The 19,805-nt window shown below is 60.5% G+C and carries 21 protein-coding genes and 1 tRNA gene; 12 read left to right on the plus strand and 10 right to left on the minus strand.

The window, feature by feature from the left end; genetic code table 11:
* Nucleotides 1–68: 68 nt before the first annotated feature.
* Together SIAM614_RS22770 and SIAM614_RS22775 are read right to left on the minus strand one after the other, a co-directional pair.
* Nucleotides 69–1,121, minus strand: coding sequence for an NADP(H)-dependent aldo-keto reductase (locus SIAM614_RS22770; protein ID WP_006938269.1), 1,053 nt, complete (start codon nucleotides 1,119–1,121; stop codon nucleotides 69–71).
* A 78-nt stretch (nucleotides 1,122–1,199) separates the two neighbouring features.
* Nucleotides 1,200–1,826: an arylesterase gene (locus SIAM614_RS22775; protein WP_006938270.1), complete on the minus strand. Its 627-nt coding sequence runs from the start codon at nucleotides 1,824–1,826 to the stop codon at nucleotides 1,200–1,202.
* A gap of 123 nt (nucleotides 1,827–1,949) precedes the next feature.
* Between SIAM614_RS22775 and SIAM614_RS22780 the strand changes: the two genes are divergently transcribed.
* From SIAM614_RS22780 to SIAM614_RS22795, 4 genes are all read left to right on the plus strand, one after another.
* Nucleotides 1,950–2,660 carry an ABC transporter ATP-binding protein gene (locus tag SIAM614_RS22780; protein ID WP_006938271.1) on the plus strand — a complete coding sequence of 237 codons (711 nt, stop codon included), beginning with the start codon at nucleotides 1,950–1,952 and terminating at the stop codon, nucleotides 2,658–2,660.
* On the plus strand, nucleotides 2,657–5,239 hold the full coding sequence (locus tag SIAM614_RS22785) for an ABC transporter permease (RefSeq protein WP_198137374.1): 2,583 nt from the start codon (nucleotides 2,657–2,659) through the stop codon (nucleotides 5,237–5,239). The genes SIAM614_RS22780 and SIAM614_RS22785 overlap by 4 nt, the downstream gene beginning before the upstream one ends.
* Before the next feature lie 248 nt (nucleotides 5,240–5,487).
* Nucleotides 5,488–6,261 carry a hypothetical protein gene (locus SIAM614_RS22790; protein WP_006938273.1) on the plus strand — a complete coding sequence of 258 codons (774 nt, stop codon included), beginning with the start codon at nucleotides 5,488–5,490 and terminating at the stop codon, nucleotides 6,259–6,261.
* Nucleotides 6,262–6,443: 182 nt separating this feature from the next.
* Nucleotides 6,444–7,226, plus strand: coding sequence for a Bax inhibitor-1/YccA family protein (locus SIAM614_RS22795; RefSeq protein WP_006938274.1), 783 nt, complete (start codon nucleotides 6,444–6,446; stop codon nucleotides 7,224–7,226).
* 180 nt (nucleotides 7,227–7,406) lie between these two features.
* Here SIAM614_RS22795 and SIAM614_RS22800 read toward each other — a convergent pair whose 3' ends face one another.
* Complete coding sequence (locus SIAM614_RS22800; RefSeq protein ID WP_006938275.1) at nucleotides 7,407–7,796, minus strand: DUF2794 domain-containing protein; 390 nt, start codon at nucleotides 7,794–7,796, stop codon at nucleotides 7,407–7,409.
* A gap of 464 nt (nucleotides 7,797–8,260) precedes the next feature.
* Nucleotides 8,261–9,652 carry an aminotransferase-like domain-containing protein gene (locus SIAM614_RS22805; RefSeq protein WP_040440890.1) on the minus strand — a complete coding sequence of 464 codons (1,392 nt, stop codon included), beginning with the start codon at nucleotides 9,650–9,652 and terminating at the stop codon, nucleotides 8,261–8,263.
* Nucleotides 9,653–9,785: 133 nt separating this feature from the next.
* Here SIAM614_RS22805 and dctP point away from each other — a divergent pair, with 133 nt between their 5' ends.
* The 5 genes from dctP (at nucleotide 9,786) to SIAM614_RS22830 (ending at nucleotide 14,702) form a co-directional block, all read left to right on the plus strand.
* Nucleotides 9,786–10,817, plus strand: coding sequence for a TRAP transporter substrate-binding protein DctP (gene dctP / locus SIAM614_RS22810; protein ID WP_006938277.1), 1,032 nt, complete (start codon nucleotides 9,786–9,788; stop codon nucleotides 10,815–10,817).
* Nucleotides 10,818–10,900: 83 nt separating this feature from the next.
* Nucleotides 10,901–11,407, plus strand: coding sequence for a TRAP transporter small permease subunit (locus SIAM614_RS22815; RefSeq protein WP_157140025.1), 507 nt, complete (start codon nucleotides 10,901–10,903; stop codon nucleotides 11,405–11,407).
* A complete protein-coding gene (locus tag SIAM614_RS22820; RefSeq protein ID WP_006938279.1) occupies nucleotides 11,404–12,717 on the plus strand; it encodes a TRAP transporter large permease in 1,314 nt (437 codons plus the stop codon). The genes SIAM614_RS22815 and SIAM614_RS22820 overlap by 4 nt, the downstream gene beginning before the upstream one ends.
* A gap of 16 nt (nucleotides 12,718–12,733) precedes the next feature.
* On the plus strand, nucleotides 12,734–14,017 hold the full coding sequence (locus SIAM614_RS22825) for a hydroxymethylglutaryl-CoA reductase, degradative (protein WP_006938280.1): 1,284 nt from the start codon (nucleotides 12,734–12,736) through the stop codon (nucleotides 14,015–14,017).
* 166 nt (nucleotides 14,018–14,183) lie between these two features.
* Nucleotides 14,184–14,702, plus strand: coding sequence for a GNAT family N-acetyltransferase (locus SIAM614_RS22830; protein WP_006938281.1), 519 nt, complete (start codon nucleotides 14,184–14,186; stop codon nucleotides 14,700–14,702).
* Nucleotides 14,703–14,733: 31 nt separating this feature from the next.
* Here SIAM614_RS22830 and SIAM614_RS22835 read toward each other — a convergent pair whose 3' ends face one another.
* Nucleotides 14,734–15,300 (minus strand): hypothetical protein, encoded by a 567-nt coding sequence (locus tag SIAM614_RS22835; protein ID WP_006938282.1) that lies wholly within the window; start codon nucleotides 15,298–15,300, stop codon nucleotides 14,734–14,736.
* 134 nt (nucleotides 15,301–15,434) lie between these two features.
* On the opposite strand from SIAM614_RS22835, the gene ppa reads away from it, so the two are divergent.
* Nucleotides 15,435–15,974 (plus strand): inorganic diphosphatase, encoded by a 540-nt coding sequence (gene ppa, locus SIAM614_RS22840; protein WP_006938283.1) that lies wholly within the window; start codon nucleotides 15,435–15,437, stop codon nucleotides 15,972–15,974.
* A gap of 82 nt (nucleotides 15,975–16,056) precedes the next feature.
* On the opposite strand, the gene SIAM614_RS22845 is transcribed toward ppa, so the two are convergent.
* Genes SIAM614_RS22845 through SIAM614_RS22860 form a run of 4 tightly spaced genes read right to left on the minus strand, consistent with a single transcriptional unit; the run spans nucleotide 16,057 to nucleotide 17,913 of the window.
* Entirely contained in the window at nucleotides 16,057–16,491 is a 435-nt protein-coding gene (locus tag SIAM614_RS22845; protein ID WP_006938284.1) for a metallopeptidase family protein, read from the minus strand.
* 27 nt (nucleotides 16,492–16,518) lie between these two features.
* Nucleotides 16,519–16,797: a hypothetical protein gene (locus tag SIAM614_RS22850; protein ID WP_006938285.1), complete on the minus strand. Its 279-nt coding sequence runs from the start codon at nucleotides 16,795–16,797 to the stop codon at nucleotides 16,519–16,521.
* Complete coding sequence (locus tag SIAM614_RS22855) at nucleotides 16,794–17,318, minus strand: disulfide bond formation protein B (RefSeq protein ID WP_006938286.1); 525 nt, start codon at nucleotides 17,316–17,318, stop codon at nucleotides 16,794–16,796. The genes SIAM614_RS22850 and SIAM614_RS22855 overlap by 4 nt, the downstream gene beginning before the upstream one ends.
* 16 nt (nucleotides 17,319–17,334) lie before the next feature.
* Nucleotides 17,335–17,913, minus strand: a complete 579-nt coding sequence (locus SIAM614_RS22860; protein ID WP_006938287.1) for a YqaA family protein — start codon at nucleotides 17,911–17,913, stop codon at nucleotides 17,335–17,337.
* 211 nt (nucleotides 17,914–18,124) lie between these two features.
* On the opposite strand from SIAM614_RS22860, the gene SIAM614_RS22865 reads away from it, so the two are divergent.
* The gene (locus SIAM614_RS22865) at nucleotides 18,125–18,802 is read left to right on the plus strand and encodes a hypothetical protein (RefSeq protein WP_006938288.1); all 678 of its coding nucleotides are present in this window, start codon (nucleotides 18,125–18,127) and stop codon (nucleotides 18,800–18,802) included.
* Between the two features lie 86 nt (nucleotides 18,803–18,888).
* Here SIAM614_RS22865 and SIAM614_RS22870 read toward each other — a convergent pair.
* Nucleotides 18,889–18,973 (minus strand) — tRNA-Leu (locus SIAM614_RS22870).
* A 256-nt stretch (nucleotides 18,974–19,229) separates the two neighbouring features.
* Between SIAM614_RS22870 and SIAM614_RS22875 the strand changes: the two genes are divergently transcribed.
* Nucleotides 19,230–19,724, plus strand: coding sequence for a cupin domain-containing protein (locus SIAM614_RS22875; RefSeq protein WP_006938290.1), 495 nt, complete (start codon nucleotides 19,230–19,232; stop codon nucleotides 19,722–19,724).
* Nucleotides 19,725–19,805: the final 81 nt, after the last annotated feature.

Below are 19,805 nucleotides of genomic sequence, written 5' to 3' on the forward strand. Positions count from 1 at the left end.
CACCAGCCCGGCTTCCGATTTGCAAATGATTCTCTGAAAAGAATGAGCGATCAGGCAGTTACAGCTTCTTACGGTGCCGGATTGCCGAACTGCTGGTGCAGCGCGTCGATTTTCTCCAGAACATCCTCGCTGAGCGTGATGTCGGCGGCGCCGATATCGGTGTCCAGTTGCTCCAGCGAGGTGGCGCCCAGAATAACCGACGTCATGAACGACCGCGACATGGCAAAGGCCAGCGCCATCTGCGACGGATCGAGCCCGGCCTCCTTCGCAAGGTCCACATAGGCGTCGAATGCCTCGATAGAGCGCGGGTCCTCGTAACGCTGCAGCCGGTTGAACAGGGTTTTGCGAGCGCCTGCGGGAAGAGCCCCATTGCGGTATTTGCCCGTCAGATAGCCCTGTGCCAGCGCGGAATAACCCAGAAGCCCGACATTTTCGCGTTGGGCCACTTCCGCAAGGCCGGTTTCGAAGGTCCTGTTGACGAGCGAATAGGCGTTCTGGATGGAGACGACCCGCGGCACGTCATACATTTCGGACGCAGCCACGTAGCGCATCGTGCCCCAGGCGCTTTCATTCGACACGCCCACATGCCGGATCTTCCCGGCCTTGACCAGGTCTCCCAGAACTTCCAGCGTCGACTGAATGCTGTTTTCGTCCGGCGCAGGCTCGACATCTGTCCAGCGCGTCGGGTTTGAGCCGAAGCCGCCGACGTTCCGGTCCGGCCAGTGGATCTGGTACAGATCGATGTAGTCGGTTTCCAGGTTCTTCAGGCTGCGGTCGACCGCAAATTCAATTTGCTCACGAACCAGTTTCGCTTTTTCGCCGTTTTCACGGAACCAGTCCATGTCGGTCCGCCCAACCACCTTGGTGGCCATGACGATCGTGTCCCGCATGCCGGTTTTCTTGAACCAGGTGCCGATGATGCGTTCGGTCCGGCCCTGGGTCTCTTTCTTCGGCGGGATCGGATAAAGCTCGGCTGCATCGAAGAAATTGATACCCTTTTCGACCGCGCGATCCATCTGGGCGTGGCCTTCCGCCTCGGAGTTCTGTTCCCCGAAGGTCATGGTCCCCAGGCTAAGGGCACTGACCGTTATATCGGTGCGGCCAAGACGGCGCTGTTCCATAAGACTATCCTTCAAATTTTGAAAATGGGGCATCCCGGAAGCCGGAACGGCTTCCTCCCCGGGTCAAGGGTAAAGCCCCTAGGATTGGGCTTTGGCCAAAAGCTCTTCCACTTTCGGCAAGATGTTTTCGACGATGATTTCCACCCCTTTGGCGTTGGGATGCATACCGTCGGAAAGGTTGAGATCGGGATTGAGGGCAACGCCCTCCAGAAAGAACGGATAAAACAACGCATCGTGCGCCTTGGCAACATCCGAGTAGATCGGATCGAAGGCGTCGGCATATTCCGGGCCGAGATTGCGCGGCGCCATCATGCCCGCGACAAGCACCGTAATGCCCCGGTCTGTCAGGCGGCGGACGATCTCGTCGATATTCTTGCGCGTCAGCTCCGGCGAGATCCCGCGCAAGGCGTCATTCGCCCCCAGTTCCAGGATCACGGCATTGGTGTCCGGCCCGACGGACCAGTCCAGCCGGGACAGCCCGCCGCTGGAGGTATCGCCTGACACACCGGCATTGATGACGTCTACCGACTGTCCCTTCGCGTCGAGCGCTTTCTGGAGCTGGTCTGTGAACCCTTCGCCCGCGGAGAGCTGATAGCCTGCGGACAGGCTGTCCCCCAGAACCACCAGCTTCAGATCGGCCGCCTGAGCCGTTACGGGCAGGAAGGACAGGACGATAATCGTCAGGCAGGCAATAAATCGGTTCACTTGAACCCTCTTTTGGGACTGGAAGACGCTTTACAACAGGCCCATATGGTCGCAGAGCGTCCAATTGTCGAGGGCTTGTATACGTCAGGAAGACGATCACACGCCCATTGTAAAGGCCAGAGAATGACAAATTCGCCAGCGATCGCCCTCAAAGACGTTCACCTGACCCTCGGCGAAGGCGCCGGGCGGGTGCATATCCTGAAGGGGATCGACCTTCAGATCGAGAAGGGGGCCTCGGTCGGCCTTGTGGGCCCGTCAGGCTCCGGAAAATCGACCTTGCTGATGGTCATGGCGGGCCTGGAACGTGCCGACGAAGGGGCGGTCAACGTCGCCGGATCGGAACTCGGCCCCTTGTCGGAAGACCAGCTCGCCCGCTTCCGAGGCCGCAACGTCGGCATCATCTTCCAGTCGTTTCATCTCGTGCCCAACATGACGGCGCTGGAAAACGTGGCCGTTCCTCTGGAACTTGCAGGCGACACCTCCGCCTTCGACAAGGCGAAGGCGGAACTGGATGCCGTTGGCCTCGGCCACCGCATGCATCACTATCCGGCGCAACTGTCCGGCGGCGAACAGCAGCGTGTCGCCGTGGCGCGGGCGCTGGTCGTCGAACCCGAGATCCTGATTGCGGACGAACCGACCGGCAATCTCGATGAAAGCACGGGCGCGCAAATCGTCGACCTGATGTTCACCGCCCAGAAGAACCGGGGCACCACGCTGGTCCTGGTCACTCACGACCCGAGCCTTGCCGCCCGCTGCGACCGCATGATCCGCGTCCGCTCCGGCGAAATCGAGGAAGAAACGTCCGATCGCTCCCGCCGCGAGGTGTCTGCATGAGCGCGTTTGTCCCGGGAGCCGTGCCGGCAAACCACCAGACAATGCGCCTGGCAACCCGGTTCGCCTTCCGTGAACTGCGGGGAGGCCTCAAGGGCTTTTATATCTTCATCGCCTGTATCGCACTTGGCGTCGCGGCCATTGCGGGCGTCACCTCTGTCTCCCGGGCTCTGACCGAAGGCATTTCCCGCGAGGGGCAGACCATCCTGGGCGGAGACCTCGATTTTTCGCTGATCCACCGCGAAGCCGATGCCGAACAGCTTGACTATCTGAACAGCCTTGGCGAAGTGTCCCGCGTCGCGACCATGCGGGCGATGGCCCGTCGCCCGGAAACCGGCGATCAGGCGCTCGTCGAACTGAAGGCCATCGACAACCCCTACCCCCTTTACGGCACGTTTGAGCTTGCGTCCGGAGAGGCGCTGGAAGCGGCTCTGGCCCGGAAGGACGGAACCTGGGGTGCCGTTGCGGATCCCTCCCTTCTGGCGCGGCTCGGCGCAAACGTTGGCGATACGCTGTCGCTCGGGCGCGCCACCATCCGCATTGCCGGCACCATCGCCAATGAACCCGACAAACTGTCCGGCGGCATGGAGTTTGGTCCGCGCCTTCTGATATCCGATGCAGCCCTGCCCGAAACCGGATTGATCCAGCCCGGCAGCCTGGTGCGCTGGCACTACCGCGTGCGCATGGACCCGGCGCCCAACCTGGAAACGATGGAAGAGGTCGTCGAAGAGGCCAAGACCGCGCAACCGGATGCCGGCTGGCGTATTCGGTCCCGCGCCAATGCATCCCCAGGCCTGCAACGCAGCATCGACCGCTTCGCCCAGTTTCTGACGCTGGTCGGCCTGACCGCGCTGGTGGTCGGCGGCGTCGGTGTCGCCAATGCCATCCGCGCGTATCTGGAAACCAAGCGCGAGGTCATCGCCAGCCTCAAGTGCCTGGGGTCGACAGGCGGCTTCGTCTTCAAGATCTATCTGGTTCAGATGCTGGTGCTTGCCCTGCTCGGCATTGCGGTCGGCCTTGCACTGGGGGCCTTGATCCCCTTTGCCGCGGCCGCCGCCCTTGCACCGGTTCTGCCCGTGAAGCTTGCAGCCAGCATTTATCCGGCGGAACTTGCCCTCGGGCTCGTCTACGGCCTCCTGACCGCGCTCGCTTTCGCGATCTGGCCGCTCGGCCGGGCGCACGACGTGCCACCAACAGCGCTCTTCCGGGACATCGTGACGGGTGGTGCCAAACTGCCGCGCAAACGCTACCTTGTCGCCACCGGCGTCACCGTTCTTGCCCTTGCCGCCATTGCCATTCTGCTGGCCCATGATCAGCGCATGGCCGGTATCTACATCGCGGCCTCCGCCGCTGCCTTCATGCTGCTGGTGCTGGTCGCCCGCGGCATCATGGCCGTTGCCAGACGCCTGCCCAGCGTGCGTTCGACCGAGCTCAGGCTGGCGATAGCAAATATTCACCGCCCCGGCGCACTGACCCCGTCTGTCGTGCTGTCTCTCGGGCTTGGCCTGTCGCTGCTGGTGGCACTTGCCCTGATCGACGGCAATTTGCGGCGCGAACTGACCGCGACCATTGCCGACAAGGCGCCGAGTTTCTTCTTCATCGACATCCAGAGCCATGAACGCGATGCCTTCGAGGTGCTGCTGAAGACCGAGGCACCCGCCGCCAACCTGCAAAGCGTCCCCATGCTGCGCGGGCGCATCGTTTCGCTGAACGGCATTGCGGCCGACAAGTTCGTGCCCGCCCGGGAAGGTTCCGGCTGGGTGCTGCGCGGCGACCGCGGCATAACCTATGACGCCAGTCTGCCGAAGAACTCGAAGCTGGAAGAGGGGGCCTGGTGGCCGCAGGATTATTCCGGCATTCCTCTGGTGTCCTTCGATTCGGAAGCCGCCACCGATCTCGGCCTGAAGATCGGCGACCAGATCACGGTCAATGTCCTTGGCCGGGAAATCACGGCGGAGATTGCCAACACCCGGACAGTGGAATGGCAGTCCCTTGCGATCAATTTCGTGATGGTGTTTTCGCCCAACACCTTTGCCGGCGCCCCGCACGCCCACCTGATGACCCTCGGCTGGGACAACGACGTCCCGGAAGAAAAAGAACTGGGCCTCCTGAAGACCGTCTCGAACGCCTTTCCGACGGTGACGGCCATTCGAGTGAAGGACGCGATCTCGCAGGTCAACGACCTTGTGGCACAGCTTGCCTGGGCGATCCGGGGTGCAAGCTCGATCACGCTGATCGCCAGCGTGCTGGTTCTGGCCGGAGCCCTTGCGGCCGGTCATCGCAGCCGGATCTATGATGCCGTCATCCTGAAGACCATTGGCGCGACACGGGCACGCCTGATCTTCGCCTATGCGCTCGAATACGCCATCCTGGGCCTTGCAACGGCGGTTTTTGCCCTGCTGGCGGGCGGCGTTGCCGCCTGGTACGTGATCACGCAGATCATGGACGGCTCATTCGTGATGATGCCGGTGACGGCAGCCGGAGCCGCGCTGATTGCGCTGGTGTTGACGGTTGGCTTCGGTCTTATCGGCACCTGGCGCGTCCTGGGTGAAAAACCTGCGCCGGTCTTGCGGAACCTCTAGGGTGTAGCCCCTTCCAGCAGGCTATTTCCAAGGCCCTGACTGCCCTGGCGAAACAAAACCGAATGCATTCTTGCCGGCCGCGGGTCTATTCCGGCCCGGCCTTCGCCGGCTTTGGCAATTTTCGATCCTGAGAGTGCCTTGAAATACAATCCAGTCGCGAAAAACTTCAGCCCCGCACAACTTGCATACTGAATAGATCTTGGCTATCCGGTTCAGCTCTGGGCAGATTGTTAAAAAGGGGTCATTCCATGTTCAAGTTTTTCCCGAAATTGCGTTTGAAGACCATTGCCGGGGCGGCGGCCCTGTCCGCAGTTGCGGCCATGGCATTCGCTCCAGCGGCTTCGGCGGAAAGCCCGTTTCATACCGGGGTCTGGCAGCTCAACACGCCGGAAGGCCCGCGTGGCCTCGTCGTCAGTGACTGGCTCGTGTTCGAAAACGGCTTGCCGAAGCGCTGGCTGTACCGCAGGGCCGGCACCAACGACGCCAACCAGTTCGATTTCTTCACCCGCTCCATGAACGATTCCGGCTACACGCCGGTCGGCATCCGGGTGTACCGCACCGGCGACAACGCGATGAAATATACTCTTGCGCCCAAGGGCGAGGATCCGATCGAGGTTTCCGCCGTTCGTCTGTCGATTCCTAATTTCGAGAATTCCTGCCTCTCCGTCGAGAAGAAGGGCAAACGCTTCTTCGGCAACTGGGTTGGCACCGAAGGCTCCAAACTCAAGAAACTGAACGTCTCGAAAAACCGGCTGACCATCGATGGCGAAGCCCGCAAGGTGTCCATCGAGGAAGTTCGCGTTGGCCGCATGGGCATTACCGAGGACGGAAAGCCGATCGCATTCCTCACCGATGCAGGTGGCGACTATGCGGTTCTGCAGTGGTTCAGGCCGGGCGTGAGCGTTGAGCAGATGCGCGATCCGGAGAAGGAAATCCTGGACTTCGCGTCGGAAGAAATCGTTCGCAATCCAGGCGGCACCTGCGACAGGCAGATCGAATCCCGCCTCAAAGCCATGAAATAATCTGCCTGAATCTCAGTCTGTTCTTAAGGATAGGCTCAATTAAACGGCCTCGAGCGCAAAGATTACGAACTTTTCATCGAATCCGACTTGTGCTCGAGGCAGGCTTTTCCCATATGTTGAGGGAGTTGTGTTGCATGCGCGATTGCATGCACACGTCTATCTAGAAGGGGATTCATACGACCATGTCGACCTATGACCGTCAATCTCAAGGCGCGTATACCGTCGCCGGCGCACGCGCCGAGGCCGGCATCGATCAGGGCCTGCGCACCTACATGCTGGGCGTCTATAACTACATGACCATCGGCCTTGCGCTGACCGGCTTTCTTGCGCTGGCAACCGTCATGCTTGCAACGACCACCGATCCGAACTCCGCCGTCGCCAGCCTTGGCAATGGCCGCATGCTCACCCAGCTCGGTGTTGCCATCTACGACAGCCCGCTGAAATGGGTTGTCATGCTCGCACCGCTCGGAATGGTGTTCTGGCTGTCCTTCCGCATTCAGTCCATGAGTGCCGGCGCAGCGCGGACCCTTTTCTTTGTGTATGCGTCCGTGATGGGTATCTCCCTGTCCTCGATCTTCCTGGTTTACACCCCGGGTTCGATCGCGCAGGTCTTCTTCATCACCGCCGGTACCTTTGGCGCGCTGAGCCTGTTCGGCTACACCACGAAGAAGGACCTGTCCGGCTGGGGCTCGTTCCTGTTCATCGGCCTGATCGGTATCGTGATCGCGTCGCTGGTTAACATCTTCATGGCATCTTCCGCTCTGCAGTTCGCGATCTCCGTGATCGGCGTTCTGGTGTTCGCCGGCCTGACTGCCTACGACACTCAGCAGATCAAGGAAATGTACTACGAAGGCGACAGCGGTGAAGTCGCAACGAAGAAGTCCGTGATGGGCGCTCTGCGTCTCTACCTCGACTTCATCAACCTGTTCATCATGCTGCTGCAGCTTTTCGGCAACCGCGACTAAGCGCAGTCTCTTGAACAAACGGAAAAGCCCGGCTCTGCCGGGCTTTTTTGTGACTGAAAAACAGGCTTGAAGACCCTCCTCGCGCCGCCTCATCCTCCTCTGGAAGCCTTCAATCGGCACGATGGCCAGCGAAGCGCCAGGAAGCAGAGAGGCTTGCGGCAAGCCCTGGGCGACGAAGCTTCAGGCGTCGACCACCCGAAGGTGTTTTTTCTTCTCCAGAACCCTCAGAACCTGCGCCAGATCGTGGCCACGCTTAAGGATCATGCCCCCGGTTGCCACGACCGAATAAGCGCCCTGGCGACGGGCCAGCTTCGGATCCTTCTCGATCCGATAGAGCGGCATTTCGGAAGATCTGCGAAACACGGAGAAGATTGCCCGGTCCTTTAGAAGATCAATGGCGTAGTCCCGCCACTCGCCGTCGGCAACCATGCGCCCGTAAAGCCGCAGGATGACATCGAGTTCGCGCCTGTTGAAGGCAACAATGGGTTTGGGAGGGGGAGCCGGGTGATGTTGTGGCGACGGGCCTGTCCCCGCACCACGCTGAAACGCGCTGTCGTCGGCCTCGCTCATTCCGCCTCCATTCCGCTCGCGGTTCCGCCGAAACAGGCAATCGCCAAGAGAATCGTCGAGGCAATACCTGTCACCTGCCTGTCATGATGCGTCTTCTTTGGCCAGTCTGGCAAGCCCGCAACGTCATAATGACCAACACCGGCGTGGCACCAGCGTAGTTTTGCCAATAAGTTTCCCGGGGAGAAGTGTAAAAACGAACGTTACGGCACTTTGCCAAGAAAGAATGCTTAAATTTCCTTGATTTTGCCGCATTCCAGCCCTTGGCCAGCCATTTTAACCACCCATATTATGATCATACCCTGATGGGTATGGCCCGTAGAAGCCGCGGAATGCATTAGCCCCCCAGCCCCCCGGGGTTTTTACTGGCCAACCAGATTTAATGAGTCAAACATCAGGGCAACTGAAGGGCCGGCATTATGCCGGCCCTTTTCATTTCTGGGCGCGCCTTCCCTTCTGCTTGCAGCTTACTTCAGAAAATCCCGCAGGAATGACAGCAGCCTTGCATCGGTTCCATAGGCGACGTTGACCCGCATCGCCGGCTTCTGCCGCGTCTCCCGGTTCGGATAGAAGACGGACCCCGGCGCAATGAAGATGCTTTGTCGGCTGGCTGCTGCACACAGGTCCCGTTCGTCCACATCATCGGGAAACTCCACCCAGAGATAGAACCCCGGTATCGAACATTCCCGGACGGACAGGCCGATGGCCTCCAGAGTTCCGAAGGATGCCTTGTAGGCCTCCTCCACCCTGCTCCTGAGACGGCGCAGGTGCCTTAGATAGTGCCCGGCCTGGATCAGGTTGAACACGAACCGTTCCACGTGATCGGAAGAATTGACCAGCGTCAGCATCTTGATGTCGGCAAGCCGGCGGATGATGTCAGGGTTTCCCGCCACATAACCGCACCTGAGACTGGCGGACAGGGTCTTGGAGAAGGTACCCAGATAAAGCACGCGCTGGAGCTGGTCGAGGGCAGCGAGCCTCGGCAGCGTGGCCGGCAGGATGTCTGCAAGCGCATCGTTCTCGACCAGAAGAAACCCCCAGCGCTCGGCAAGCTGCATCAACCCGAATGACCGCGATGGCGACAGCGATCCGCCGGTCGGATTGTGGCCGTGGGACTGGGTCACGAACATCTTCGGCCGGTAAAGAGCCAGTTTCGCGGTCAGGTCTTCCAGGTCCGGACCGTCCCGGTCACGCCGAATACCGACAATCTGCACCTTGGCAAAGGTCAGCTTGGAAAAGAGCGGGTAATAGCCCGGTTCATCGACAAAAACCGTATCACCGGGCTCTGTCAGATGCCGGATGATCAGGTCCAGACCGTGATTGACGCCATGGGTCAAAAGAAGCCCCTGCGGATCGGCCGGGATCGACCGCTCCAGCAACTGCATCCGCAGCCGGTCTCTCAACGGGCCATATCCCCACGAACTGCCGTAGCCGAATTCGATCGCGTCGGGAAAGGGTGTCTTGGCATTGGCGAAATGGCGGCGCAGCTCCGCCCCTTCCATCCAGGACGGCGGCGGGCGCCCGTCACCCGGGCGCACTTCATAGTGCTGCTCCAACTGCTCCCGCAGCAGCGACATGCCATCGACCGCAGCCGTGACATGAGGCGCAGGCGGGGTCTTGGTTGCAGGTCCGACCTGTGACATGTAGTACCCGGAGCCGGCCCGTGCTTCCAGAAGTCCCCGGGCGACCAGCCGGTCGTAGGCCTCCGCCATCGTGTTTTTGGAAACGCCGTTTTCCCGCGCAGCCTGACGGATGGAAGGCAGTCGCTCGAAGGTCTTATACGCCCCGGCCTCGAGCAACAACGCCACCTTCTCGACGATCTGGTCAACGCGAGACAGTTTCCGACTGCTACTCGTCACCTTAATTGTCCCTCAATTGTTTCTGGGACAGTGCTGCCTATAAATCCAACAACTGTCCCTTGATTGTCCCAATCATTTTTATGACAGTTTGCGCCATCATGCCAGCAAATGGCAATTTCCTTGGGAGGAAAAAATGACCAAAGTAAGTAGACGCAGCCTTCTTGCAGGCGCAGCCGTTGGCGGCACAGTGCTCGCGGCACCAATTGCTGCCAAGGCGCAGGAATCGGTCGAGTGGCGCATGCAGGCGCTCTGGGATGCCGGCACCACTCCTTTCGAATTCGAGAAGAAGTTTGTCGAGCGCGTCAGCGAACTGACCGACGGCAAGTTCAAGATCACACTGTTTTCAGCCGGCCAGCTCGTACCCGCCAACCAGGCATTCGATGCCGTACGCGCCGGTGCGTTCCAGCTCATGAAGACCTTTGACGGCTATGAAGCCGGCAAGATTCCGGCGTTCGCCTTCACCTCCACCATCCCGTTCGGCTTTCCCGAGTCCGACCAGTATGAAGCCTGGTTCTATGAAAAGGGTGGTCTGGATCTCGCTCGCGAAGCCTACGCAAGGGCTGGCCTCTTCTACATTGCCCCCACCGTCTATGGCGAAGAGCCGATCCATTCGACCGTGAAGATGGAAAGCATCGCCGACATGGCCGGCAAGAAGGGCCGCTTTGTCGGGCTCGCTTCCGCGGTCATGGCCGACCAGGGTGTTTCCGTGACGCCGCTGCCGACGGCGGAAGTCTATACCGCGCTGGAAAAAGGGTTGATCGATTTTGCCGACCGCGGCGATCTGACCGCCAACTACGAGGCAGGCCTTGGCGAAGTTGCCAAGTTCATCATCCTGCCGGGCGTCCATCAGCCGACCACCGCCACCAGCTATGTCGCCAACCAGGCTGCTTACGATGCCCTGCCGGACGATTACAAGGCGGCGCTTGCCGTTGCGGCTCGGGAAATCTCCGGCTCGCTGCGTCAGCACATCATGGTGCAGAATGTCGATGTCCTGAAGAAATACGGCGAACAGGGTGTCGAAGTCATCCAGCTCGACCCGGCCGATGTCGCTGCCAACCGGGCCAAGGCCGTCGAGTCCTGGAAAAAGGCTACCAAGGAAGATGACCTGGCAAATCGCGTTCTCGCGAGCCAGATTGAGTTCATGACAGCCCTCGGGCTGATCTGACCCTTCCTCCCACCGGACGGTAGACGGCACCTCCCTGCCGTTTGCCGTCCGGCCGTTTTTCCGATCGGCAAATGCTCAGCTTCATGAAATCCGTCAGTTCCATCGTCACCGGCGTCAACCGGTTGTTCTTCCTCCTTGCGGCGACGCTCATCTTCGCGGTGGTGCCGATCCTGCTTTTCGAAGTGGTCGCAAGATACCTGTTCGATGCGCCGACGGTGTGGGCCATGGAAGCCAGCACGCTGATCTTCGGCCCGCATTTCATGCTGGCCGGACCTTACCTTCTTCATCTGAAGGGCCACGTTGCCGTCGACATCTTCAGTGAAAAGCTGACGGGCTGGCCAAAGGCGGCGCTCGACGTGTTCTCCTATCTCGTCATTGCGGTCTTTGCGGGCGTATTCGCCTGGGTAAGCTGGCCGCTTGCAGTCAATGCCTATTCCCTTGGCGAGACCAGCTTTTCCGCCTGGAACCCGCCGGTCTGGTGGCTGAAATTCGTGGTGCCACTCTCCTTCGCGCTGCTGTTTGCGCAGGCCCTTGTTGAAGCCTTCAACGCGGCACGTCCGGCGCGGGAACAGACGGGAGCAAGTGCATGAGCTCCGAATTCGTCCTTGCCATCATGTTCGCCAGCCTGGTGGGTCTGCTGCTCACAGGCCTTCCGCTTGCCTTCACGCTCGGCGCACTTGCCCTCGTTTTCACGATAACGCTCTGGGGCCCTGCCGCCCTGTCCGTCACCGTGCTCAATCTCTACTCCACCATGACGTCGGAATCGCTTCTGGCGATCCCGCTCTACGTCATGATGGCCAGCATCCTTCAGCGTTCCGGGGTCATCGAGAGCCTTTACCGTGCCATGGAACTCTGGTCCCGGCGACTGCCGGGCGGCCTTGCGGTTGGCACCATCGCCATCTGCACGATCATCGCCGCCATGACCGGCATCGTCGGAGCAGCGGTTGCCGCCATGGGCATGCTTGCCCTGCCATCCATGCTGAAGCGCAAATACAGTCCGGAACTTGCCATCGGAACCATCTGCGCCGGCGGCACGCTCGGCATCCTGATCCCGCCTTCGGTGATCACCATCGTCTATGCCGTGACCGCCCAGGCCTCCATCGGCCAGATGTTCATCGCCGGCGTGGTGCCGGGCCTGCTGCTGGCCTCGCTCTATATCGGCTACATCGTCCTGCGGTCCGCACTCAATCCGTCCATCGCCCCCCGCCCGGACAACGATGCCCCGGCGACATGGGAAGAGCGTATCGCTTCGCTGAAATCCCTCATCCTGCCGCTGCTGATCATCGTCGGCGTCCTGGGTACGATCTACATGGGCATCGCGACGCCCACGGAAGCGGCGGCCGTCGGCGTCTTCCTGGCGTTCCTGTCGTCCCTGATCGAGCGCCGTTTCGGCTGGGAGCTCGTCTCCGGCGTCGCGCTGGACGTGGTCAAGGTGACGGCCATGATCCTCTGGATCACCATCGGCGCCCGGGCCTTCGTTGCGATCTTCACCGGCACCGGCGGCGCGGACTTCCTCTTGTCCTTCATTCAGGACCTCGACACCAACCGCTGGATCGTGCTTGCGGTCATGCTGGGCATTCTGTTCTTCCTCGGCATGTTCCTGGACGAAATGGGCATCATCCTCTTGTGCGTGCCCGTGTTCCTGCCAGTGATCGATTTCCTTGAGTTCGACCGGCTCTGGTTCGGCATCCTGTTCCTCGTTTCGGCGCAGATGGCCTACATCTCCCCGCCCTTCGGCTACACGCTCTTCTACATGAAGGGCGTCCTGCCCGCCGGCATCGGCATGGGCACGGTCTACCGTGCCATCGTTCCCTTCATCCTGCTGCAAGCCATCGGTATCTTCATCTGCGCCCTGTTTCCGGAGCTGGTGTTGTGGCTGCCGCAATCCATGATCAATTGACAGACAGGTTCCCCCGATGAGTGACGTCACTTCGTCCCGTATTGAAGGTTTTCACAAGCTGGACCCGTCCGGCCGGCTTCTGGCCGTCCAGCGCCAGGCGAAGCTGGACAACAAGTCCGTCTCGGATCTTGTGGAGGCGGCCTCCGGACATATCGAACTGGCCGACCGTCTCGTTGAAAACGCCATTTCCAGCATCTCCATTCCGGTCGGCATCGCGACCAACATGACCGTGGACGGGCGCGACGTGCTGGTTCCCATGGCAAGCGAGGAATCTTCCGTCATCGCCGCCGTGTGCAACTCGGCCAAGCGCTGCCGGTCAACCGGTGGCTTCAAGACTTCGACAAGCGGCCCGCTGATGGCGGCCCAGATCCAGCTTCTGGGGGTCAGCGATCCGGAAAACGTCCGCCTGAAGGTTCTGGAACGCATCGATGACATCCGCACCATCTGCGAGGAGATCGATCCCCTTCTGGTCAAGCTCGGTGGCGGGTTCCGCGACCTCGACATCAGGGTGATCGACACGGCCGAAGGCCCGATGACCATCGTGCACATCATCGTCGACACGCGCGATGCGATGGGCGCAAACGCCGTCAACAGCATGGCCGAAGCCCTGGCCCCGAAACTGGAGGAATGGACCGGCGCGCGCAGTCTCCTCCGCATTCTGACCAACCTTGCCGACCGCCGCGTGGCCCGTGTGCGGGCCGTCTGGCCGCTGGAGGAAATCGGTGGTGAAAAGGTTCGCGACGACATGTTGTCGGCCTATCACTTCGCCGATGCCGACCCCTATCGGGCGGCCACCCATAACAAGGGCATCATGAACGGCATCAGCGCGGTGGTTCTCGCCACCGGCAACGACACCAGGGCCGTGGAAGCCGGTGCCCATGCCTTTGCCGCCAGGGATGGTCGCTACCGCTCGATGTCCCGCTGGGAAAAGGACGGCGACGGCAACCTCGTCGGCATCCTGGAACTGCCGATGGCCGTCGGGCTGATCGGTGGCGCCACAAAAATCCACCCCACCGCACAGGCCAACCTGAAAATCCTTGGCGTGACCACGGCGGACGAACTGGCACGGATCATCGTTGCCGTCGGCCTGGCACAGAATTTCGGTGCCTTGCGCGCACTCGCCACCACCGGCATCCAGAAGGGCCACATGGGCCTGCACGCCCAGAACGTTGCCCTGATGGTTGGCGCAACAGGTGAGGAAATCGACCAGGTTGCCAGCGAGTTGAAGGCACTCGGCAAGGTGCGGCAGGATCTGGCCGAGGAAATCCTCGCCCGGTTGCGGCAAGGCGACAAAGCCTGAGACTTTTTCATAGGCTTTGGCCGGACGGATCGCACGACAAGGACCGTGTGTCCTGCCCGGCCACTCAACTGATGGATCCCGGTTGCGCTGAAATCGCAATTATTGGCGCCGTAACGGCAAGATTGCCTCTTTTCCGTCGGAATGCTTGCTGTATCTTTCTAGGAGCATGACAACCGACCTGATCGATCTGCGCGCGGCTCGAACCGCCGATTGTGAGGCACTCGCCGGCATCCACAGCGAAGCCTGGCTGGGTGCCTATCGGGGAGTCTTGCACGGTGTCGACCTGCAAAAGATGATCTCCCGCAGAGGCAGCACCTGGTGGCGCGGCGCGCTCGCCAGGGGTGTCGATATCAAGATCCTCAGCATTGCTGAAATTCCCGCCGGTTACGCGACCTATGGGCCTTGCCGGTTGAGCGGCACCGGCATGGACGGCGAGATCTACGAGCTGTACCTGAAACCGGAATATCAGGGCCTCGGTTTCGGCCGGGTCCTGTTCCAGAACGTGCGCGAAACGCTGGCGGCGAAAAACATGCCCGGACTTGCCGTCCAGGTGCTGAGCGCCAACGAGCCGGCCCGCGCCTTTTACAAGGCCCTCGGCGGCAAACTTGCGGCAAAGTCCTGGTACAGGATCGGTGGCCGCAGACTGGACCTCAGCATCTACGCCTGGCCACAAGGAAGCACCTGACCCATATGGCGTGCTTGCCCAGGCTGTGGCCCTAGTAAAGAATTCCGGGATTGCCGATGATCTGCGGCGGCTGCGTGCAGTCGAAAGACCCGGCCATGCTATCAGCAGCCTGGCGCGCCATCTCGTTGGCGTTCTTGTTGGCCTGAGCATCGATCCGGGCAATCTGACAGGTGCCGCCACCGGGCAGCAACTGGGTCACGATCAGCACGCTGCCGGTTTTGGTACTGTCTTCGAGGCTCGGAAACCAGCGCAGGATGGTTGCAAAGGGAACGCCCCCCTTGAGGCGCCATTCCAGCGTTTCGTTGACCGAGTTGAAACTGGGCAGTGTCTGGCCTGCCGCGGGCTCGTTGGCGGCATCGGGACCAAAGGAAACGAACATGCGCAGGTCGCCCTCGGCAACATAGACACCCGTGCCCTTGTAACCGGCGCACTGCCAGGCACCGCCGAAGGTGCCCTCTTCCTCATCCGGGGACGTGATCAACTGGCAGCCGTCCAGCAGGATTTTAGTATAGGTGCTTTCGATTGGCGCCGCCGTTGCAGCCTGCAGGGCCGCAAGCAACCCACTGAGCGCCAAAAGGGAAAGCCTGAGCCGTTTCATGAATCTGTCTCCTCCCGAACCTGCGGCGAAAATAGAGGCATGTTAATCAATTAGGTGCAATGCAAAAATAAAGGGCTTGAACTTCTTCGGCTGGATTGCGATAGACGCAGCAACGAAAAACAGGAGTTTTCTAAATGCGTATCGACGCTGTGCCGATTGGCAAGAATCCACCGGAAGACATCAACGTCATTATCGAGGTCTCCGTTGGCGGCGAGCCGATCAAATACGAGATGGATAAAGAAGCCGGTGCGATGTACGTCGACCGCTTCCTGTACACACCGATGCGGTATCCGGGCAACTACGGCTTTGTCCCGCACACACTGTGCGGCGATGGCGATCCGATCGATGTGATCGTGGTCAACCAGCGCCCGATCGTTCCGGGCGCCATCATGAGCTGCCGTCCGATCGGCGTTCTGCTGATGGAAGACGAATCCGGCCAGGACGAAAAGATCCTCGCGGTTCCCTCCCACAAGCTGAGCAAGCGCTACGACAACGTCAATGACGTGTCAGATATTCCGGAAATCACCATCGCCCAAGTGAAGCATTTCTTTGAGCACTACAAGGATCTGGAACCGGGCAAGTGGGTGAAGATCACCGGCGTGGAAGGTGTTGAATCCGCAAAGCGGCTAATCCTGGAATCCATCGCACGCGCCCAGAAGGAAGCTGCTGAGTAAGCGCTTTCCGGCAGGACGAAAACAACAAAGGTCCCCCGCGTTTCGAAATCGCGGGAGGCCTTTTTTGTTAGTGGGACGGGTTTCAGCGTTCCGCTGCTGCCTCGATCCGCTCCATGTCCTGGTCGGACAGGCCGAAGTGATGTCCGATCTCGTGGATCAGCACGTGGGCGACGACATCACCCAGGCTCTCGTCCATGGCTGCCCAGTAATCCAGGATCGGTCGGCGGTAGAGCCAGATACGGTTGGGCATCTGTCCGGTCAGCACGCTCTCCGCGCCCTCGCTTAAGCCCTGCCCCTCGAACAGGCCCAGAAGATCGTGCGGGTCGTCGATGCGTAGTTCATCCAGCACCTCGTCAGGCGCATAATCGGCCAGGCTGATCTGCAGATGACCGCAGCGCAGCAGAAGGTCGTCCGGAAGTCCGGACAGGATCTCGCTCGCCATCGCCTCGAAATCTTCCAGGTCAGGTGCTTTGGTTTCGGTCCAGCTGCTTTGGCTGACCGGCCGGACGGATGCCATATCGCTTCCTTTTAGGGATCGGTTCATTCAGGTTTTGGGCAATACGTAAGTAACGACAAGATAAATCGCCAGTCCGATCGCGAACACAAGCCCGAGACCACGGCCGATCCGGCTGCCCCACACCTCGATACGGTCGTCTTCATCCTTGTCGGCGGCGCTCAGGTGATCCTTCGCCCGGTCTGCCATGCGCACAAACGTCGAGCCGGCCACCGTCTCGCTTTCCGCATTCACCCGGTCGAGTGTGCGCAGCGCCTCCTTGCGGAGTTTCTCTTTCGGGTGGTCGTTCTCATTCTCGTTCTGGCTCATGCACCTACACTGGCCGCGTTGCCCCGGCGTTTCAACCCGAAAGCGGCCAAAAGCGCCAGAAGGGCAAGCCCTCCGGAAGCCACCGCGTTCCAGCCGGCAAAGGACAGGCCGAACATCCGCCAGCTTGCCTCGGTGCAGCTCACGACGCGGGTCGACTTCAGCGCCTGCAGCATGTTGGCGGCGGATGTCGGCGTCGCGGTGCCGCCACCGCAATCGCTCGGGCCATCCCAGAACTGCCATTCGGCACCGGACTGATAGACACCAAGGCCGGAACCATAGGCAAACACGGCCGCAACGATGAAAAGCACGACCAGTGCCAGACCGGTCCTCTTCGCCTGCATCAGGAAAAGCGCCAGCAGGGCCAGCGGCAGGCCCACGTAATAGGGAATGCGCTGCTCCAGGCACAGCTTGCAGGGCACATAGCCGCCGATCAGCTGAAAGCCCCAGGCTGTCGCGATCGCCGCAAGGCCGCCCAGCAGCAAAAGCCCCGTCAGATTGCGCGATATCCGGTCGGCTGTCATCTCATCCTCTTAACTGTCAGATATACCTAAGCACCAGGAAACCGCCGACCAGCAGCACCACAAATATGGTGAACATGAGACCGAGCCGCTTTTCGATGAAATCGCGGATCGGCGGGCCGAACAGATACAGCAATCCGGAAACGACGAAGAAGCGGATCCCTCGCGAAACGATGCTGGCGGCAATGAACACCGGCAGGCTGAGCCCCAGCGCCCCGGAGGCAATGGTGATGACCTTGTAGGGAAACGGCGTCAGCCCGGCGATGAAGACAAACCACCAGCCATACTGATGATAGATGTCCTTGAACTCGTCGACGAACCCCATCTTGCCGTAGAAGGTCAGGATCGGCACCGCCACCTGTTCGAACAGGAACAGGCCGATGACATACCCCAGAATACCGCCGGCAACCGACGTCAGCGTGCACAGCAGCGCGTACCACCAGGCTTTCTCGCGCCGGGCAATCACCATGGGGATCAGCAGGATGTCCGGCGGGATCGGAAACACCGAGCTTTCGACAAAAGAAACGGTGCCAAGCGCGGCAGGCGCACGCGGTCCGGCGGCAAGGGACAGGGTCCAGTCGTAAAGGCGTCTGATCATGGCGTTTCCCTTAGCCGTTGCGCTGCAAAAAGTCACCTAGGGAAATGCGAGAACCGCCAGCAGCACAATGCCGCGCTGACACACCCCCGCGGCAGGTGACCTCTTCGCAAACAGGCCTCGGCACACAGCTTTGGCACATAGGGCAGACTTTTCTCGCACTTCTGCTAGCATTGAAGCCTCAACGGGTTCCCCACGCCACTGGGAGGGGGAGATGACAGGAACAGCCTCGAGCATCGCCAAACTGGCATTCGCCTTGATGATCAGCGCTCCGGCTACGGCCGCCGCCCAGCAGGTCGAGATGGAAGGAACGGTCAAACTGACACCCTTCGAGGCCGAGGGCGTAACCCTGTCGACGATCTATACGGTGGACGCAGCCTTCGCCGCAAAACACGGCGTCGAGGTTCCTGTCCCCTTCAGCCTGGCTGCGCCACGCCGCGAGGCTCAGCAGATTGTCGCCCAGGCAAACCCCGCCGGCGGCGGGCCGATCAAGATCTACTTCACCACAGACGACGAAACCAAACGCATCTATTCCTCCCTGCAGATCGTCACCTACACCATGAAGACCGACGATCCGCAGAAGCGCCTCGAAGTGGGCGACTATGTTGCCATCGAGCTGTTGAAACAACTCGGCACCACCGACGACACACGGCTGAACGTCCGCCGCCAGATCACACTTGGCGATCTGCCCGCATCCGAAATCGTCGGCAACTTCATCAACAAGGAAGGCGACCAGTTGCTTGTACGGCTGGTCGCGCTGTCAAAACCCGACAGCCACAAAGGCATCGTCGGCATCGCCATCGGCCACCCTCGTCAGGGACGTATCAAAAAAGTGGAAGACATCTACCAGACCAGCGCTTCCCTGGCCTTCGACACGGTGACACTAAAGTAGCTTATGTGGCTGTGCTGTTGCGCCGGCGGGAGGCAGAGCCTCGACCCATTCCGGCGCGTTCGGTCAGTAACTCAAAGCGCTTGCCTTGGTGCCCCCCGCCGGAATCGAACCGGCACTCCCGAAGGAACCGGATTTTGAATCCGGCGCGTCTACCAGTTCCGCCAGGGGGGCAATCCGGTATCGGATTGGGTGCCTATCATGGGCTTTTGTCCGATGCAAGCGGTTCGAGCGCGCTGCTGCTTGCCGCCGCCGATTGCCGGTCTCATTGCTGTCGGTCGAATTTGAAGAAGTTCCTTCACACCCCCTTAACCCTGGGCCGCAAAAACCTGGCCTGAGCACTCTCAAAGCGTGGTTTGCGGCGCATATTTAAGCTGTTTGCAACCGCTGCTCGCGCAAGTGACCAGTGACAAAAATTTGGGAGACACGGATGACACTTGCCGGCAGCCTTCAAGAGACAAAACGGACCAAGACTTCTACGGTGGAAGATGCCGCCCGGCACGGGCTGGCTTTCACGCAATCCTTCGTCGACAAGTCACAGTTGATGCCCGCGCCGATCCGGCCCGAATGGGTGCTTGAAGGCGACCCGAAAGCCATGTGCGCCGTTCTGGCCAGACACAAGTTTGGCTGGGGCGATGCCTGCCACTGGTCGTGCACGGCGGGCAAGTTCCGCTGGCACTACGGCTGGGACGAATCGGTGATGTTCCTGGAAGGTGAAGTGCGGATCACCGACGAGACCGGCCATGTCTATGAAGGCAAGCCCGGTGTCACGCTGTTTTTCCCGGCGGGCACCTCCGCCGTCTGGGAAGTTCCAACCTACATCCGCAAGCTCGCCTTCAACCAGAAGCCGGTTCCCTGGTATCTGCATTATCAGTCCCGCATCCTGGAGAGACTGAAGGGCGTCGGCCACAAGCTTTTCGGGTAAGCTGAAAGATCCGCGCGCCAGAGTCAGACTTGCGACGGCAGCTGCCTGCTGGCTGCCGTCCCCTTGAGTTTGTTAGCCAGC

It is taken from the genome of Roseibium aggregatum IAM 12614, assembly GCF_000168975.1.
Lineage (GTDB): Bacteria > Pseudomonadota > Alphaproteobacteria > Rhizobiales > Stappiaceae > Roseibium > Roseibium aggregatum.

Coding starts and splice junctions, on each gene's coding strand:
- SIAM614_RS22875 (WP_006938290.1), top strand. CDS start 19,230: ATGACACTTGCCGGCAGCCTTCAAGAGACAAAACGGACCAAGACTTCT.
- SIAM614_RS22830 (WP_006938281.1), top strand. CDS start 14,184: ATGACAACCGACCTGATCGATCTGCGCGCGGCTCGAACCGCCGATTGT.
- SIAM614_RS22790 (WP_006938273.1), top strand. CDS start 5,488: ATGTTCAAGTTTTTCCCGAAATTGCGTTTGAAGACCATTGCCGGGGCG.
- SIAM614_RS22865 (WP_006938288.1), top strand. CDS start 18,125: ATGACAGGAACAGCCTCGAGCATCGCCAAACTGGCATTCGCCTTGATG.
- SIAM614_RS22835 (WP_006938282.1), bottom strand. CDS start 15,300: ATGAAACGGCTCAGGCTTTCCCTTTTGGCGCTCAGTGGGTTGCTTGCG.
- SIAM614_RS22860 (WP_006938287.1), bottom strand. CDS start 17,913: ATGATCAGACGCCTTTACGACTGGACCCTGTCCCTTGCCGCCGGACCG.
- ppa (WP_006938283.1), top strand. CDS start 15,435: ATGCGTATCGACGCTGTGCCGATTGGCAAGAATCCACCGGAAGACATC.
- SIAM614_RS22825 (WP_006938280.1), top strand. CDS start 12,734: ATGAGTGACGTCACTTCGTCCCGTATTGAAGGTTTTCACAAGCTGGAC.
- SIAM614_RS22780 (WP_006938271.1), top strand. CDS start 1,950: ATGACAAATTCGCCAGCGATCGCCCTCAAAGACGTTCACCTGACCCTC.
- SIAM614_RS22855 (WP_006938286.1), bottom strand. CDS start 17,318: ATGACAGCCGACCGGATATCGCGCAATCTGACGGGGCTTTTGCTGCTG.
- SIAM614_RS22815 (WP_157140025.1), top strand. CDS start 10,901: ATGAAATCCGTCAGTTCCATCGTCACCGGCGTCAACCGGTTGTTCTTC.
- SIAM614_RS22845 (WP_006938284.1), bottom strand. CDS start 16,491: ATGGCATCCGTCCGGCCGGTCAGCCAAAGCAGCTGGACCGAAACCAAA.
- SIAM614_RS22785 (WP_198137374.1), top strand. CDS start 2,657: ATGAGCGCGTTTGTCCCGGGAGCCGTGCCGGCAAACCACCAGACAATG.
- SIAM614_RS22795 (WP_006938274.1), top strand. CDS start 6,444: ATGTCGACCTATGACCGTCAATCTCAAGGCGCGTATACCGTCGCCGGC.
- SIAM614_RS22770 (WP_006938269.1), bottom strand. CDS start 1,121: ATGGAACAGCGCCGTCTTGGCCGCACCGATATAACGGTCAGTGCCCTT.
- dctP (WP_006938277.1), top strand. CDS start 9,786: ATGACCAAAGTAAGTAGACGCAGCCTTCTTGCAGGCGCAGCCGTTGGC.
- SIAM614_RS22800 (WP_006938275.1), bottom strand. CDS start 7,796: ATGAGCGAGGCCGACGACAGCGCGTTTCAGCGTGGTGCGGGGACAGGC.
- SIAM614_RS22850 (WP_006938285.1), bottom strand. CDS start 16,797: ATGAGCCAGAACGAGAATGAGAACGACCACCCGAAAGAGAAACTCCGC.
- SIAM614_RS22820 (WP_006938279.1), top strand. CDS start 11,404: ATGAGCTCCGAATTCGTCCTTGCCATCATGTTCGCCAGCCTGGTGGGT.